This is a genomic window from Novosphingobium sp. Leaf2 (genome assembly GCF_001421325.1).
Lineage (GTDB): Bacteria > Pseudomonadota > Alphaproteobacteria > Sphingomonadales > Sphingomonadaceae > Novosphingobium.
Genome location: NZ_LMJY01000012.1, coordinates 321330 through 337578 on the forward strand (window position 1 = coordinate 321330; position 16249 = coordinate 337578).

Annotated in this window: 19 protein-coding genes; 7 read left to right on the forward strand and 12 right to left on the reverse strand. The window is 65.5% G+C overall.

The features are described from left to right. Positions 1-3: 3 nt before the first annotated feature. Together ASE49_RS08145 and nadA are read left to right on the forward strand one after the other, a co-directional pair. On the forward strand, positions 4-882 hold the full coding sequence (locus tag ASE49_RS08145; protein WP_056770287.1) for an MBL fold metallo-hydrolase: 879 nt from the start codon (positions 4-6) through the stop codon (positions 880-882). Positions 883-998: 116 nt separating this feature from the next. Then, the gene (nadA, locus tag ASE49_RS08150; RefSeq protein ID WP_056770291.1) at positions 999-1985 is read left to right on the forward strand and encodes a quinolinate synthase NadA; all 987 of its coding nucleotides are present in this window, start codon (positions 999-1001) and stop codon (positions 1983-1985) included. Here nadA and ASE49_RS08155 read toward each other — a convergent pair. Genes ASE49_RS08155 through ASE49_RS08170 form a run of 4 tightly spaced genes read right to left on the reverse strand, consistent with a single transcriptional unit; the run spans position 1982 to position 4670 of the window. Beyond that, a complete protein-coding gene (locus ASE49_RS08155; RefSeq protein ID WP_056770294.1) occupies positions 1982-2530 on the reverse strand; it encodes a pseudouridine synthase in 549 nt (182 codons plus the stop codon). The two genes, nadA and ASE49_RS08155, sit on opposite strands and share 4 nt — an antisense overlap. Positions 2531-2534: 4 nt before the next feature. Then, positions 2535-3458, reverse strand: a complete 924-nt coding sequence (locus ASE49_RS08160; protein ID WP_056770297.1) for a DMT family transporter — start codon at positions 3456-3458, stop codon at positions 2535-2537. A gap of 50 nt (positions 3459-3508) precedes the next feature. Further along, on the reverse strand, positions 3509-4492 hold the full coding sequence (locus tag ASE49_RS08165; RefSeq protein WP_056770301.1) for a TerC family protein: 984 nt from the start codon (positions 4490-4492) through the stop codon (positions 3509-3511). 1 nt (position 4493) lies between these two features. Next, positions 4494-4670 carry a DUF465 domain-containing protein gene (locus tag ASE49_RS08170; RefSeq protein ID WP_082456380.1) on the reverse strand — a complete coding sequence of 59 codons (177 nt, stop codon included), beginning with the start codon at positions 4668-4670 and terminating at the stop codon, positions 4494-4496. A gap of 315 nt (positions 4671-4985) precedes the next feature. On the opposite strand from ASE49_RS08170, the gene ASE49_RS08175 reads away from it, so the two are divergent. The 5 genes from ASE49_RS08175 to ASE49_RS08195 all read left to right on the forward strand — a co-directional run bounded on the left by ASE49_RS08175 (position 4986) and on the right by ASE49_RS08195 (position 7131). Continuing rightward, positions 4986-5900: an SPFH domain-containing protein gene (locus ASE49_RS08175; RefSeq protein ID WP_056770307.1), complete on the forward strand. Its 915-nt coding sequence runs from the start codon at positions 4986-4988 to the stop codon at positions 5898-5900. Between the two features lie 7 nt (positions 5901-5907). Beyond that, complete coding sequence (locus tag ASE49_RS08180; RefSeq protein ID WP_056770310.1) at positions 5908-6117, forward strand: hypothetical protein; 210 nt, start codon at positions 5908-5910, stop codon at positions 6115-6117. After that, positions 6114-6377: a hypothetical protein gene (locus ASE49_RS08185; protein ID WP_056770314.1), complete on the forward strand. Its 264-nt coding sequence runs from the start codon at positions 6114-6116 to the stop codon at positions 6375-6377. The genes ASE49_RS08180 and ASE49_RS08185 overlap by 4 nt, the downstream gene beginning before the upstream one ends. 45 nt (positions 6378-6422) lie before the next feature. After that, positions 6423-6776 carry a hypothetical protein gene (locus tag ASE49_RS08190; protein WP_056770318.1) on the forward strand — a complete coding sequence of 118 codons (354 nt, stop codon included), beginning with the start codon at positions 6423-6425 and terminating at the stop codon, positions 6774-6776. 61 nt (positions 6777-6837) lie between these two features. Beyond that, positions 6838-7131, forward strand: a complete 294-nt coding sequence (locus ASE49_RS08195) for a hypothetical protein (protein ID WP_056770321.1) — start codon at positions 6838-6840, stop codon at positions 7129-7131. Positions 7132-7140: 9 nt separating this feature from the next. Here ASE49_RS08195 and ribA read toward each other — a convergent pair whose 3' ends face one another. The 8 genes from ribA to ASE49_RS08235 all read right to left on the reverse strand — a co-directional run bounded on the left by ribA (position 7141) and on the right by ASE49_RS08235 (position 16150). Further along, complete coding sequence (ribA, locus tag ASE49_RS08200; RefSeq protein ID WP_235522889.1) at positions 7141-8175, reverse strand: GTP cyclohydrolase II; 1035 nt, start codon at positions 8173-8175, stop codon at positions 7141-7143. Between the two features lie 32 nt (positions 8176-8207). Beyond that, the gene (gene xth, locus ASE49_RS08205) at positions 8208-8996 is read right to left on the reverse strand and encodes an exodeoxyribonuclease III (RefSeq protein ID WP_056770325.1); all 789 of its coding nucleotides are present in this window, start codon (positions 8994-8996) and stop codon (positions 8208-8210) included. Positions 8997-9302: 306 nt separating this feature from the next. Continuing rightward, entirely contained in the window at positions 9303-9947 is a 645-nt protein-coding gene (locus ASE49_RS08210) for a LolA family protein (protein WP_235522890.1), read from the reverse strand. A gap of 54 nt (positions 9948-10001) precedes the next feature. Further along, positions 10002-10169, reverse strand: coding sequence for a 50S ribosomal protein L33 (rpmG, locus tag ASE49_RS08215; protein ID WP_008831595.1), 168 nt, complete (start codon positions 10167-10169; stop codon positions 10002-10004). Positions 10170-10309: 140 nt separating this feature from the next. Then, positions 10310-11089: a polyphosphate kinase 2 gene (ppk2, locus tag ASE49_RS08220; RefSeq protein ID WP_056770332.1), complete on the reverse strand. Its 780-nt coding sequence runs from the start codon at positions 11087-11089 to the stop codon at positions 10310-10312. A gap of 3 nt (positions 11090-11092) precedes the next feature. Then, the gene (locus tag ASE49_RS08225; protein ID WP_056770335.1) at positions 11093-11905 is read right to left on the reverse strand and encodes an undecaprenyl-diphosphate phosphatase; all 813 of its coding nucleotides are present in this window, start codon (positions 11903-11905) and stop codon (positions 11093-11095) included. A gap of 102 nt (positions 11906-12007) precedes the next feature. Then, positions 12008-14182, reverse strand: a complete 2175-nt coding sequence (locus tag ASE49_RS08230) for a M13 family metallopeptidase (RefSeq protein ID WP_056770339.1) — start codon at positions 14180-14182, stop codon at positions 12008-12010. A 141-nt stretch (positions 14183-14323) separates the two neighbouring features. Then, a complete protein-coding gene (locus tag ASE49_RS08235) occupies positions 14324-16150 on the reverse strand; it encodes an ABC transporter transmembrane domain-containing protein (protein WP_056770342.1) in 1827 nt (608 codons plus the stop codon). Between the last annotated feature and the right edge of the window lie 99 nt (positions 16151-16249).

The window sequence follows — 16249 nt, forward strand, 5'->3', positions numbered from 1 at the left end:
CTCATGGATGCGCCAACCGACATTGCCCGCCCTTATGCCAGCGCCGAGCGCGTGGGCCCACTGGTCCGGCGCGTTCTGGCGCGCAACCCCTCGCCTTTCACCTTCACCGGGACGCAGACCTACATCGTGGGCGACGCGGGCGAGGTGGCGATCATCGATCCCGGTCCCGCCGATGCCGAGCACATCGCTGCAATGATGGACGCGATAGGCGATGACCGGGTGGTGGCGATCTGCTGCACCCATACCCACCGGGACCATTCGCCGGCGGCGGCTCCGCTCAGCCAGCAAACCGGCGCGCCGATCATCGGCTGCGCGCCGCTGGTGCTGCGCGACGACGGCCCGCGCGCCGACGCATCCTTCGACGAAAGCTATGCGCCTGACCGCGTGCTGGCCGATGGCGAGGCGCTGACTGGCGCGGGCTGGACGTTGCGCGCGCTGGCAACGCCAGGCCACACGTCCAACCACTTATGCTACGCGCTGGAGGAAACGGGCGCATTGTTTTCCGGCGATCACGTGATGGGTTGGTCCACCAGCGTGGTGTCGCCGCCCGATGGCGACATGGGCGCGTATATGGACAGCCTCTCCCTGCTGTATGCCCGCCAGCAGGACAGCGTATATTATCCCGCCCATGGCCCGGAAATCAACCGCCCGCACCAACTGGTGCGCGGGATGATGGGCCATCGCCGCCAGCGCGAAAACCAGATCCTGCGCCAGCTGGAGGCGGGACACATCCGCATCGCCGCGATGGTGCCCACGATGTACAAAGGCACGGACGAGCGGCTGTGGCCGGCGGCGGGCCGCTCCGTGCTTGCCCATCTGATCGACCTTGAACGGCGTGGCATAGTCGTTCGCAATCAGGACGATTGGCGCCTTGCCATCTGAGAACCGCACCTTTTAAGCCCGCGGGCATTTTCCCCTTGGGTCCGGCCGCGCGCATCCCTAGATACACCGCCGCTGCGGACGGCACAGAACCGCAGCGCCATGACAGAGGGAATGCGATGACCGTAATGTCCGCCGATCTTACCGGCATCGACCTGCGCGCCGAGATCGAACGGCTGCGCAAGGAGCGCAACGCGGTCATCCTGGCGCATTACTACCAGCGCCCTGAATTGCAGGACATCGCCGACTTCGTGGGTGACAGCCTGGAGTTGAGCCGCAAGGCGGCGGACACGGACGCCGACGTCATCGCATTTTGCGGCGTCAAGTTCATGGCCGATACCGCCAAGATCCTCTCACCGAACAAGATCGTGGTGCTGCCCGATCTGGACGCCGGGTGCAGCCTTGAAGATTCCTGCCCGCCGGAAAAGTTCAAGGCTTTCCGCGAGGCGCATCCCGATCATATCGCGCTGACGTACATCAACTGCTCCACCGAGGTGAAGGCGCTGTCCGACGTGATCGTCACCAGTTCCAGCGCCGAGACGATCCTGCAGCAGATCCCGCGCGACCAGAAGATCATCTTCGGTCCCGACCGGCATCTTGGCGGCTACCTGTCCCGCAAGTTCGACCGCGAGATGCTACTGTGGCCGGGCGTGTGCATCGTGCACGAGGCATTCAGCGAAACCGAGCTTCTCAAGCTGCGCGCGCAGCATCCCGCCGCCCCGATCGCGGCGCACCCGGAATGCCCGCCGCATATCGTGGATCACGCCGATTACGTGGGTTCGACCAGCGGCATCCTGCAATTCGCCAAGACGATGCCGGGCGATACGCTGATCGTAGCGACCGAGCCGCACATCATCCACCAGATGGAACTGGCGTTGCCCGGCAAGACCTTCATCGGCGCGCCCGGCGCGGACGGCAACTGCAACTGCAACATCTGCCCGTACATGGCGCTCAACACGATGGAGAAGCTGTACCTGTCGCTGCGCGATCTGACCCCGCGCGTGGAGATCGAGGAATCGCTGCGCCTTGCCGCCAAGAAAAGCCTGGACCGGATGCTGGGCATGGCCGCCGGCACCATCGGCCTGGGCGATCTGGGCGCGCGCTAAACCACGACCTCGCGCCATTCGCCGGGTGCCAGACCGTCGAGCGACCACGCGCCCACGCTCCAGCGCACCAGTCGCAGCGTGGGATGGCCCGCGGCGGCGGTCATGCGGCGGACCTGCCGGTTGCGGCCTTCGCGGATGGTAAGTTCGATCCAGCAATCGGGCACCGTCTTGCGAAACCGCACCGGCGGATCGCGTGGCCACAAGTCCGGCGCAGCAATCCGCCGCGCGCGCGCCGGCAGCGTCATCCCGTCGTTCAGCCTCACGCCGGCGCGCAACGCCGCCAACGCCGCGTCGTCCGGCTCGCCTTCCACCTGCACCAGATAGGTCTTTTCCTGAAGAAAGCGCGGATCGGCAATGCGGGCCTGCAGCCGCCCGTCATCCGTGAGCAGCAGCAGCCCCTCGCTGTCGCGGTCCAGCCGTCCTGCCGGATAAACGCCGGGCACCTGCATGAAATCGGACAAGGTGGCGCGCGGAGTGGGCGATTTCACGTCGGTGAATTGCGACAGCACGTCGTAGGGCTTGTTGAATACGATCAGCCGGGTCATCGGATCATGCCTTCGTTGCCGGACGGTCGCCCGCCTTGGCCAGCGCCAGCGCGGCGGCCAGCAGCACCATGCCCACCACGTCCATCGCACTTAGCGTTTCATGGAACGCCAGCCACCCTACCGCGGCCGACAGCGCCGGTTGCGTCAGCAGCGCCAGGCCGATCATCAGCTGCGGAAAATGGCGCAACGAATAAATCAGCAGCCCCTGCCCCACCAGCTGGCTGGAGATGGCCAGCGCGATCAGCGGGGTCCAGTCGTGCGGCATGATTCGCTCACCCAGCAGCAGTGCGATGCCCAGCATTACCGGCACACTGGCCGTGGTGGACACCGCCAGCACCGAGAACTGGCCCAGCCGCTCGCGCGCGGCGTTGAGCATGATGATGTAGAAGGCATAGAACCCCCCCGCCGCCAGGCAGAACAGGTCGCCCACCAGATTGGCGTGGCTGATCTCCAGCGAGCCGCCCATCAGCAACCCAGCGCCGATCAGCGCGGCGGCGACGGCGGCCAGTTCCAGCAGACGCGGTGCCCGCCGTGCGGTGATCATGCCCCACGCCATGATAAGCAGGCTGCCCGAATTGCCGAACAACGACGCGTTGCCCAGCTTGGTCTGCAGGATGCCGACATGCCAGGAGGCAAGATCGAGCGCGAACACCACGCCTGCGCCCAGCATCAGTATCGCCGCGCCCCTGCCGATCTGCCGCTGGGCGGCAGGCTCGCGCCATGCCAGCGCGATCAGTACCGGCAGCGCCAGCGTCAGGCGCCAGAACCCGGCGGCCACCGGCCCGGTATCGGACAGGCGCACCAGCCACGCGCCCAGCGCGAGCGCCACGTTGGCCACCAGCAGGGCGATCAGATGGCGCGTAGTCCATGCGGCTTGCGGGGCTGCTTGCGGACTGGCGGCGGCAGGCAGGGTGTCGTCGGTAGGCATCGTCGCCCCCTACCCGCATGGCGGGGGCGACGCACCTGCTTATTGCACCGTCAGTGCGGGTGGCTGACGGCCCCGCGCGTCTTCCACAAGGACCAGCCGATCCCGCCCCCGATCAGGGCAAGGGTGATCCCCAGGCTGAGCAGAGGGGGAAACTTCGCCCCGCCCATCACGAAGTCCGCGATCAGGATCTTGCCGCCAATGAACACCAGCACCAGCGCCAGCGCATACTTCAGGTAGTGGAAGCGGTGAACCATCGCCTCCAGCGCGAAATACAACGCGCGCAGGCCCAGGATCGCCATGATATTCGAGGTGTAGACGATGAATGTGTCAGTGGTGATCGAGAAGATCGCCGGAACCGAATCGATCGCGAACACCAGGTCGGCCAGATTGATTACCACCAGCGCCAGAAACAGCGGCGTGGCGGCCCACACCAGCGTGCCGCTGGCGTTGGCTTCCCGCACGAAGAAGTGCTGGTCGTGATGTTCGCGCGTTACCCGCATGTGCCGCGAAACCCAGCGCAGCACCGGGTTCTTGCCGATGTCGGTCTCAGCCTCGCGGGCCAGCAGCATCTTGATCCCGGTGTAGATCAGGAAGGCGGCGAACAGGTACATCACCCAGTGCGCATGCGCGATCAGCGCCGCGCCGCCCGCAATCATCAGCCCGCGCAGCACGATGACCGCCAGAATACCCCACAGCAGCGCGCGATACTGGAAGCGCGACGGGATGGCGAAATAGCCGAAGATCATCGAGATCACGAAAACGTTGTCGATCGAAAGCGCCTTCTCGATGAAATAGCCGGTGTAGTAATCGACCGCCGGCCCCGATCCCTTCGCCCACCAGATCCACCCCCCGAACAGCATGGCGACCGCGATGTAGAACGCTGACAGCTTCAGCGATTCAGCGATGCCCATCGCCCGGTCGTCCTTGTGCAGAACGCCAAGGTCAAAGGCGGTGAGCAGGAGGACCAGCGCGGCGAAGGCCAGCCAGAACCAGACCGGCGTGCCCAGCCAGCTGGCGAACAGGAATTCGGTCATCTTACGCCCCCATCACCCGCGCGGCGAACAGGCGTGACAGGCGTTCGCGAAGGCGCAGCTTGCGTTTACGCAGCAGGGCAAGAGCAAGCGGATCGGCGCCGCGGCTGGCGGCGGCCCTCGCAATCAAGGCATCCAGCTTTTGGTGCAGTTCGAGCAGGCGGAACATGCGGTTCGTCATCATACGTATCCCTATCGATCCGGGTTGTGGTTCGATCGGATGAGACGCGCTGCTGGTTGCATGAAGAAATGTTGCTCGAACCTGCACCGGTATCACCCGATGCGGTCCGACATCACGCCGTGCTCGGGAAACGTTTGTCCCATTGCACTGCGCCAGAGGGGCCCGGCCCGCATGCGAAGAATATGCACAAGTGACCACATTTGCAAGAGCGCGTGGCGGACACTTGCGCGAAGGCCTCCGCAAGCGCCTGCACAATCCGGTTGACGAGATCCCAGATGATATTATTGTGATATCACCTTTTCAGGGGACTCAGTCATGGCCGATACGCACAAACCCATTAACTCCAGCCACGAAACGGTCGCCGCCACGCGCAGCGGCTATGTGATGCTCGCGGTGTTCATCGTGCTGCTAGGCGCGATCATCGGCGGCATCTCGGTGCTCGCCGGCAGTGATGACCCGTCGTCCGGCACCATCGGCTCCGTGCTGGCGTTCCTGCTGCCCGCCATCGTGGTGCAGGTGCTGATCGTCACCGGATTCTACATGATCCAGCCCAACCAGGCCGCTGCGATCACCCTGTTCGGCAGCTATCGCGGCACGGACCGCAACGCAGGGCTACGCTGGATGTGGCCGTGGATGAGCAAGACCAAGATCGCGGTGCGCGCCAACAACGTCGTGTCCGAAAAGCTCAAGGTCAACGACTTGCGCGGCAATCCGATCGAGATCGCCACCAACGTGGTGTGGCGCGTGGCCGATACCGCGCAGGCGCTGTACGACGTGGATGATTACCGCACTTTCGTGAACGTTCAGATCGAGGCGGCGGTGCGCTCCATCGGCTCGCGCTATGCGTATGACGATGTGGAGGATGCCGAAATCACCTTGCGCGGCAGCCATGAGGAAGTGAACGCGCAGTTGCGCACCGAACTGATCGCGCGGCTGCAGGTGGCAGGGCTGACGGTGGACGAATGCGGGCTCACCCACTTGGCCTATGCGCCGGAAATCGCCGGTGCGATGCTGCGCCGCCAGCAGGCCGAAGCGGTGATCGGCGCCCGGCGCAAGCTGGTGGAAGGCGCGGTCTCGATGGTCGAGATGGCGTTGACGCAGCTTTCGGAAAAGAACGTGGTGGAACTGGACGACGAACGCCGCGCGGCGATGGTGTCGAACCTGATGGTCGTGCTGTGCGGCGAGCGTGAGGCGCAGCCGATCGTCAACACCGGCACGCTTTACAGCTAAGTCCACGATGGCAAGCCCCGGCAAGAAGGCCTTCCCGCTCCGTCTCGATCCCGCGCTGTATATCGCGCTGGAACGGGCGGCGGCGGCTGACTTTCGCTCGGTCAATGCCCAGGTCGAAGTGCTGCTGCGCGAAGCCCTCGCCCGGCGCGGCATCAAGGTTGGCGCGGGCGAGCCGGCGCGGCGCGGCAGGCCGCCGAAAGAGGAGGTTTCGGAGTGACCACCAACGAGGATGACGGCGCGTGGTTCGCGCCCAAGCGCTTCGGCATCGGCGCGGGACGGCCGATCCGCTGGCAAGGCTGGGCGCTGATCGGGCTGTACGCCGCCTGCCTGTTCGGCGCACGCGCGATTGCCCGTATCGGGACCAGCGGCGCCCGCGCGGCGGAAGTGGTGCTGATCGTGTTCGCCACCGCCATGTTCATCGCGATCGTGGCCAGGCATACGCGCGGCGGCTTGCGGTGGCGCTGGGGCCGGAACTGACGCTGCGACTTGCCACAGCGGTGCCCGGTCCTTAGCTGACAGGGCATGAACCGCGCCTTCGCCTTCATCGCGCCGTTGCGCATGTGGACGCTGCTGCTGCTGGCCGCCATCGGCCTGCAGGCCGCAGCGCCCATGCGCGCACCTTTGGAGCGCGTGTCCGGCTCCGCCTTCAGCGCGTCCACCATCGACGTCGCGTTGGCCTCGGCGCGGCGGGTGCAGGATGAACGCACGACGATCGCCCAGCCGCTCGTGCCGGTGCCCCCGCGCGCGGTTGCCCTCCTGCCGAGCCTGGCGCCGCTGGCACTGCCAGAGCGGCCCTTCCTGCGCCCGCAGCCACGCGCACCCCCGCGCCGCCATCCCGCGCGCCTCCCGGACAGCACCGCCCCGCCCCGCACCTGAACTTCGGATATGAACGGAGCGCCCCTGCGCTCGCCCTTCCCGATTTTCAGGACGATGACACATGGCTACGACACATGCCAGCCCCGGCACGGCCCATACCGACGCGCGCGCACTGCTGGCGCGCTATCCTCACCTCGATGTCCACGAACTGGCACAGCTGGAGCACTGGTTCCGCAAGGAAGCCAGCGCGCTCGACGTGGGGCTGCTCGCCAGCGAGGCCGATCTTGCGGCGCAGTTCCGCGCCTATCGCAAGGATCACCACGATCGCTTTACGGCGCGCGACATCCTGATCGCGACCGCCTTCGTCGCGGTGGCCGCAACCCTGGTGGGCGCGATGCTGATTATGGTGCCGTAACGGCGCGCGCTACAGCAGATGCCCGGTGCGATCGCGCTTGGTATCCAGATAGCGTTCGTTGTGGGGATTGGGCGGGAGCCGGTGCGGCACCCGCTCGATCACCGCAACGCCCACATCCTCCAGCGCGGTGACTTTCGCCGGGTTGTTGGTCATCAACCGGATCGCGCGCACGCCTAGCAGGTCCAGCATGCGCGCGGCCACGGGAAAATCGCGCGCTTCGGTGGGCAAGCCCAGGCGGTTGTTGGCGTCCACGGTGTCAAAGCCCAGATCCTGCAGGCTATAGGCGCGCAGCTTGTTGACTAGGCCGATGCCCCGCCCTTCCTGCCGCAGATACAGCAGCACGCCCCAGCCCCCTTGCGCCGCCTCTGCTGCCATCGCCCGCAGCGCGGCGTGCAATTGCGGGCCGCAATCGCACTTCAGGCTGCCCAGGATATCGCCGGTCAGGCATTCGGAATGCAACCGCACCAGTGGCGGGCGGTCTCCGTTCTGTGTCCCGATCACCAGCGCCACGTGTTCGCGCAAGTCATCCAGCGCGCGGAACGCCACGATCTGCGCGTTTTCGGCGGCCTCCACCGGCAAGTGCGCGCGCGAGGCGATTCGCAAGTGGCGCGTGTCCTGCCACTCCGCCAGGTCGGCGGTGCCCACGTCCTGCACGTCGTCGGCCACGGTTGGCGAAACCAAAAACGCGGGCAGGATGCCGGCAAGCCGCGCCAGTTCCATCGCCGTGCGCGCGGCTTGCGGATCGGCGATAGGCTCCGCCGCGAACGGGCCTTTCATCGGGGTCTGCAGATCCAGCGCAGGATCGGCCACGCCGCGCGCCGTATCAAGGCCGAACGGCTCTGCGCTGCGGATCAGCACCGGCGCTTCGGGCACCGCCGCCTCGCGCTGGTTGGCCAGCTTGAGGGTCAGCGCCCGCGCCGCCGAAATCAGCATACGCGGCGCGGCGATGCCATCGCCAAATCCGGTTTCGGCGGGCAGCAGCACGTCGCCGCCGTCCACGCGCACCGGCCAACCGTGGCGCAGCGCATCGAGCGCCAGCGCCACCCGCCGGCCATTGGCGATGGGCGCAGGCTCGCTCAGAGCGCGAACTCGGTGATGAGCGGGATGTGATCGCTCGGCTGGTCCCACCGGCGGGTTTCCTCGATGAACCGATGGCTGCGCGCCTGCGGGGCCAGATCGGGCGAGGCCCACATGTGATCGAGCCGGCGGCCCTGATCCTTCTGCCGCCAGAAGCTGCGGTAGGACCACCAGGAATAGTTGCGTTCGGGCGCGGGGATGAACTGGCGGCCCATGTCCACCCAACCATGCGCGTCCTGAAAGCGTTTGAGCGTCTCCACCTCGATCGGCGTATGGCTGACGACCTTGAGCAGCGCCTTGTGATCGTACACGTCGCTTTCCAGCGGGGCGATATTGAAATCGCCCACGATCAGCGTGGGCCGGTCCACCGCATCGGCCCAGCGGGTCATGCGTTCAAGGAAATCGAGCTTCTGGCCGAACTTGGGGTTCACGGTGCGATCGGGAAGGTCGCCACCAGCCGGGATGTAGACGTTCTCCACGATCATCCCCTGCCCCGGCCCCAACAATTCCACGCCCACGTGCCGCGCCTCACCATTATCCTGCCAGTCATGTCGGGAAAAATCGCGGAACGGCACTTTGGAAACGGTGGCCACGCCGTGATAGCCCTTCTGTCCGTGAATGGCGCGGTGGGTGTAACCCAGCCGCTCGAACATCTCGTGCGGAAACAGGCTTTCGGCCACCTTGATTTCCTGCAGGCACAGCACGTCGGGCGCCTGTTCGGTCAGCAGCCGCTCCACCTGATCGATACGCAAGCGGACGGAATTGATGTTCCAGGTGGCGATTTTCATGACGGCGGCTTTAGAAGCGCGGGCAGCGAATTGCCATACCTGCAGAGCTAATCCGGAACACCCTGCCACGCCCGCACACAGAAAACCCCCGAGCCGGGGGCAGAGGCTCGAGGGTTCCTGTAAGCGTTCGTCACGCTAGTATCAGAACGAACCTCAGGAGGCGCGGGCAACAGGGGGGAAAACCCGCCTCAATCCGTTCTGACAAGACCTATGTAGGGTCGATCGCCTTGCTGCCAAGTGAACGAAAGGCATAAAACTGTCGCCGATTGTCGCGACATTGGGGCGACCGCGACAGACCGGTGTTTCCTATCGACGGTTGCGCGGACGCGGGTCCGTCCAGCGAAAATCATTGTCAGTGACGGGCACGCCGTAGCGTTGATTTGACAAGCTGATGGTGGTGCGCCGGTTTTGCGAATCGAGCGCAACCCAGTAGCTGAGTTCCAGCCCGCCCGGCGCAGAGGCCTTGCGCGTGAAGATAAGCGTAATGACGCCGTATTCGGGGTGGGTGCGATCGCGCACCTCGATGCTGGTGACATTTGGGTTGCCGGTGCTGACCACGCGCCCGAACCGGGCGACATCACGCTTGGGATCGAGCAGCGCGCCCAGCGGGCTGTTGCTGATCGGCCAGCGCTGCACCTGCCGCACTTCGTAATCGACCATCGTCAGCGCCTTGCCATCGCCGACGATGAGCATCTTGGCGCTCGGCTCGTACTGAAAGCGGATGCGCCCCGGCCGTTTTAGCGTGAGCACCCCTCGCACGGTAGACCCGTTGCGGTCGGTCTGGACGAAATCGGCCTTGAGGGTATCGATGCCGCGCAAGGCGGCCACCGCCTGGTCAAGCTGCCGGGCGTCGGCGTCAGTTGCCGCCAGCGCCGGCAGCGGCGTGAGGGTGGCCGGAACGGAAAGCGCGGCCAAAGCGGCCGCGCTGACACAAGAGCGAAAGATCTTCATAGTCTGGTTCATGGCTTTCCCGATGGGTCCACAGCCTTGAACCGACCGTGAACCTTACTTGATTTTGGCTTCCTTGAACTCGACGTGCTTGCGCACGACGGGATCATACTTCTTGAAGCTGAACTTCTCGGTCGTGTTCCGGGGATTCTTCTTCGTGACGTAGAAAAAGCCGGTGTCGGCGGTCGAGACCAGACGGATCTTGACGGTTGCGGGCTTCGCCATGGCGGTTTCCTTGACTCTCTAAATTTCAGCCGCCCTGGCAGGCCGGCGTTTCGACAATACTGATGGGGCGACGTGCGCTGCCCCGTAAGGTTGCGGCCCATGATGGATCGCGCCCGCAAAGTCAAGCGGGCGCCAGCCGTTCAAGCGTCGTGAAAGGACTTGATCGGGTCCAGCACGCCGAATTTTTCGTGCCGCAGCTTGCCGTCAAGCGGCGGCAGGTCAAGTTCGGGCGCATCGCAGTGGGTATCGGGCAGACGGTCCAGAAAGTCGCGAATCAGGGTGAGCCGCCCGCGCTTCTGGTCGTTAAAGTCCACCAGCGTCCACGGTGCGTGCGCGGTGTGCGTGGCCTCCAGCATGGCTTCGCGCGCCAGCGTGTAGTCATCGTACTTTTCGCGCGCGGCGATATCGACGAGTGACAGCTTCCAGCGCTTGAGCGGGTCTTGCGCGCGTTCGGCCAGCCGCTCCTCCTGCTTTTCCTGATCGCAGGCGAGCCAGTATTTGAACAGCAGGATGCCGTCATCGACCAGCGCCTTTTCGAACTGCGGTGCGTGCAGCAGGAACGCATCGACTTGCGCGGGCGTGGCATAGCCCATCACCCGCTCCACCCCAGCGCGGTTATACCACGAACGGTCGAACAGCACGATTTCGCCCTTGGTGGGCAGATGATCGACATAGCGCTGGAAATACCACTGTCCCTGCTCACGCTCGCTGGGCGCGGCCAGCGCCACGGTGCGGCACTGGCGCGGGTTCAGCTCGCCGCACATCGCCTTGATCGCGCCGCCCTTGCCGGCGGTATCGCGCCCTTCGAACAGCACGACGATGCGCGCGCCCGTGGCCTGCGCCCAGCGCGCCATGGCGACGAGTTCCTCCTCCATCGGCTCCAGCGCGTTTTCGTAATCCTTGCGGTGCAGCTTGCCCATGGCTCAGACCCGTGACAGCAGGAACAGCGCCAGCGCGCCAGCAATAATGCGATACCACGCGAACGGCGCGAAGCCCGAACGCGTGACGATCGCCATGAACGCCTTGATCACCACCAGCGCCACCACGAAGGCAACCGAAAAGCCGATGCCGATCTGCGTCCAGCCCACCGGCCCCAGCCCCGCCGCCAGTTCGTGGCGGTGGCTGACCAGTTCCAGCGTAGTCGCGCCGATCATCGTGGGCACCGCCAGGAAAAAGCTGAACTCTGCTGCCGTGCGCCGCTCGATCCCCATCGCCAGCGCGCTCATGATCGTGGCGCCGGAACGGCTGACGCCCGGCACCATCGCGAGGCACTGCGCGAAGCCGATGCCCAGGCATTGCATCACCGGCAGTTCGGCAACGCCGGTCAACGGGCCAGGCCGGGCAATCTTCTCGATCCCCAGGATGGCGATGCCGCCCACGATCAGCGCCCAGGCCACCACTTCGGCATTGCCCAGCAGCGCCTCGATGTGGCTTTTCAAAATTAGCCCCAGGATGACCGAGGGGATGAAGGCCAGCAGCACGTTGCGCACGAAGCGCACCGAGGTGGGGTTGAACTTGAGCAGCCCCATGCCGACCGCCCAGAACGTGCGCCAGAACTGCACGATCACCGCCAGGATCGCGCCCAGCTGGATGACGATGTTGAAGGTGGCCCACTGGCTGGCATCGTAGCCGAACAGCCGGGTGGCCAGGATGAGGTGCCCGGTTGAGGATACCGGCAGGAATTCGGTGAGTCCCTCGACGATGCCGAGCAGGATTGCGGTGAAGTTCAGGTCCATGGGCCGCAGGTCATGCCGCACCGCACAGCCAAGTCAAGCGGCGGATGCGTGCAGCATAAAAATGCGTCCCCCTCCCCGTTCGCGGGAAGGGGGACGGTCCGATTACCAGATGCGCACGCGGTCCTTGGGGGCCAGATACAGCTTGTCGCCTGGCTTGACGTCGAACGCCTTGTACCACTCGTCAAAGTTGCGCACGATGCCGTTGACCCGGTACTGCGGGGGCGAGTGCGGATCGACGATCAGGTACTGGCGCGCCTGCGCCTCGCGCACCTTGGACCGCCATACCTGCGCCCAGCCCATGAAGAAGCGCTGGTCGCCGGTGAAGCCGTCGATTACCGGCGCGGGCTTGCCGTTCAGCGACAGCTTGTAAGCGCGGTACGCCAGGCTCAGGCCGCCAAGATCGCCGATGTTTTCACCCATGGTCAGCTTGCCGTTCACGCAGGTCTTGCCATCGTCGAACGGGCAGAACGCGTCGTACTGCGCGGCCAGCTTGTCCAGCAGCTTGTCGAACGCCGCCTTGTCTGCCGGGGTCCACCAGTCACGCAAGTTGCCGGTGCCATCGTACTTGGCGCCCTGATCGTCGAAGCCGTGGCCCATCTCGTGGCCGATCACTGCGCCGATGCCGCCGTAATTGACCGCCGGATCGGCCGACAGGTTGAAGAACGGCGGCTGCAGGATCGCGGCCGGAAACACGATCTCGTTCATCGGCGGGTTGTAATAGGCATTCACTTCTTCGGGCAGCATACCCCACTCGGTTCGGTCCACCGGCGCGCCGATACGGTTCATGTTGAAGCCTATCTGCCACTTGTTGGCTGCGATGGCATTGCCCAGCGGGTCGTTAGGGTTGAACTGCAGGCCGTCATAGGTCTTGAATTTGTCCGGCGCGCCGATCTTGGGCGTGAAGGCGTCCAGCTTCTTTTCCGCCTCGGCCCGCGTTGCCGGGGTCATCCACGACAAGTCCTGCAGGTTCGCGGCCATCGCCTTGCGCAAGTTGGCGACAAGCTCGGTCATCGCCTGCTTTTGCGCGGGTGGGAAGTACTTGGCGGCATACAGCTTGCCTACCAGTTCGCCGGCCATCCCTTCCACCGCGCCGATCCCCCGCTTCCAGCGCGGGCGCTGCTGCGGCTGACCGCTGAGCGTGCGCCCGTAGAAATCGAAGCGCGCATCGTCGATCGCCGAGGGCAGAACCGAGGCGTTCCCGCTCAGGAAATGGGCGGTCAGATAGGCCTGCCAGGTGGCGACCGGGGTGGTTTCGATCAGCTTGACCACGCCGGGCATGCCGGGGCCGAAAAGCTCACTCGCCTTGGCCGGATCTACGCGCGCCGCCTGCAGCTTTTCGGGCGTCGGCGGCATCTCGGTGACAAGGACGTAGCTGGCCTTGTCCGCGCCCAGGGTCTTCAGGAACGTGCTGAGAAGGCCCGGCTTTCCAAGCGCCTCGAACTGCGCGACCGTCAGCTTGTTATACGTGAGGTCCGGGTTGCGGGCAGCGGCACGGTCCCAGTCTGCACGGGCGATCTGGGTTTCCAGGTCCAGCACCGATTGCGCGCGGGCGGCGGCATCGGGATAGCCAGCCTGCCCCAGCAGGAAGGTGAGATAGGCCTTGTACTTGTCGCGCAGTGCGGTGGAGCGGGGGTCTGTCTTCAGGTAATAATCGCGGTCAGGAAGCCCCAGCCCGCTGATCGAGGCATTGAGCGCGTAGATGTCGCTGCGCTTGTCGTCCGGCCCGACGGAGGTGCCGATGGGCGAGGCGTAGCCCGGCTCGCCAAACAGCCGCACGATGTCGGTCGCGTTCTGGGCGGCCTTGATCCGCGCGAGATAGGGCTTGGCCGGGGCGAGGCCGGCCTTGTTGATGGTGTCTACATCCATGAACGCCTTGTATGCCGCGGCGATGCGTGCACCGTCGCTGCCCGGCGCCTGCGGCGTTGCGACCAGCTGGTCCATGATCGCGTGAACGCGCTGTTCCGACAAGTCGCTCAGTTCGATGAACGAGCCCCAGCGGGTGCGGTCAGGCGGCAACTGCGCGGTCTTGTTCCACAGGCCGTTGACGTAGGCGTCGAAATCGTCGCCGGGCTTGACCGAACGGTCGATCCACTGCGTCTGTATGCCGAACGTCCCCCAGTCAGCCGACGGTGCGAGCGCGGGCGTGGTGCCCGGCTGGGCGGCAGCAGGTTGGGCGGCGGGCGCGGCATCCTGCGAAATGGCGGGCGCGGCCAGGAAACTGATGGCAAAGGCAGAAAGCGCGGCGCTGGCAAGCACCTTACCGGAGATACGAGGCATATCCTGAACCTTTATATGGCAATGTAGTCGCGACGGAATGTCGTCGGAAAATGGCCGGGACCGGCGTTTCCATGACACGCAACTTAATTACCCGCTCGTGCAATGCCAGCGCAAAATGCACGAGTCGCGCACCGGCCTGTTTCAGGCTGGAAACGCGCCCGCCGGATGGTCGAACTGCAGCGCTGCAAGGCGTGCGTACAGGCCGCCGTCGCGGATCAGGGTGTCGTGCGTGCCTGCCTCGACGATGCGCCCGCCATCCATCACCACGATGCGGTCCGCCTTGCGCACCGTGGCCAGCCGGTGCGCGATCACCAGCGTGGTGCGATGCGCCATCAGCCGGTCCACCGCGTCCTGCACCAGCCGTTCGCTTTCGGCATCGAGCGCGCTGGTAGCCTCGTCCAGCAGCAGGATCGGCGCATCTCGCAGCAGCGCGCGGGCGATGGCGATGCGCTGGCGCTGACCGCCGGACAAGCGACCGCCATCCTCGCCCAGGAATGTGTCGAGGCCCTGCGGCAGCGCGCGCAGGAACGTCTCGGCGTTGGCCGCGCGGGCCGCCTGCCAGATCGCCTCGTCATCCGCCTGCCAGTTGCCGTAGCGCAGATTGTTACGCGCGGAAGCGGCGAACAGCACGCCTTCCTGCGGCACCAGCGCGATGCGGGCGCGGATCTGCGCCGGATCGGCGGAGGCGAGCGGCACCCCGTCGATCTTGATGACGCCGCCTTGCGGATCGTAAAACCGCTCGGCCAGCTGGAACAAGGTGGACTTGCCCGCTCCCGATGGGCCGACGATCGCCACCGTCTCACCCGGCTCCACAGTCAGGGTGAAATCGTGCAGCGCGGGCAGTTCCGGGCGGGAGGGGTAGCGGAAGGTCACCCGCTCGAACGCCAGCTTGCCACGCGCGGGATCGGGCAGTGCAATAGCGCGCGCCGGAGCCACGATGGCCGGGCGCTCGCCCAGCAGTTCGGCCAGCCGGCTGGCCGCGCCCGCGCCGCGCACCAGATCGCCATATACCTCGGTCAAGGAACTGAACGCGCCCGCTACGATCCCTGCGGTCACCACGAACGCGGCGATGGTGCCACCGGTGATGGAGCCTTCGGCAACGCCGATCGCGCCACGCCACATGATGACGGTGATCGCCCCGAAGATCAGGAACATGATCACCGCCGTCATGATCGCGCGGATCAGGATGCGGTGACGCCCTGTCTGAAAGGTGCGTTCCACCGCATCGGCGAAGCGACGCTGCTCGCGGCTTTCCTGGTTAAAGGCCTGCACCACGCGCAAGGCGCCCAACACTTCGGCGGTAAGCGCGCCGATGCTCGCCACCCGGTCCTGGCTGGAGCGCGAAACGGCCCGCAGCCGCCGGCTGAACCAGGCAATCGGCCCGATCACCAGCGGGATGGCCACCAGCAGCCCGGCGGTCAGCCCCGGCGCCAGAATGAACAGATAGATCACCCCGCCCACCGCCATGATCGCGTTACGCAGCGCCACCGAAACCGTGGTGCCCACGATCTGCTCGATGATCGCGGTGTCCGCCGTCATGCGCGAGGACATCTCCTTGGGGCTGTTTTCCTCGAAGAAACTGGGGGCAAGGCGCAGCAGGTGGCTTTGCACCCGCAGCCGGATGTCCGCCACCACCCGCTCGCCCAGCCAGGATACAGAATAGAACCGGATCGCGGTGGCGATCGACAGGATCGTAACCACCCCCAGCAGCATCGCGAACCACCAGCGGATCGCGCTCGGGTCTGCGCCGCGCGCAAAGCCCTGGTCAATGATCTGGCGAAAGCCGAACGGGATCGCCAGGGTGGAGGTGGCGGTAACGATCAGCGCCAGTCCCGCCACTGCCATGCGGCCGGGATACGTCAGCATCTCGCGCCAGACCATGCGTAGCGGACCCAGGCTGCGGCGAGGCGGCGCGGCTTCGGCAACAGTTTCCGGCGGTGCGGCGGCGATACCCTGCGTGGCGTCCATGAGCGCGCCCTTACAAGCTCACATGCGCAAGGAAAAGGGATACCGGCATGGCCGTTGGTATGTCCCGATCCGAAAGGTAAATCGATGATATCGGAAATG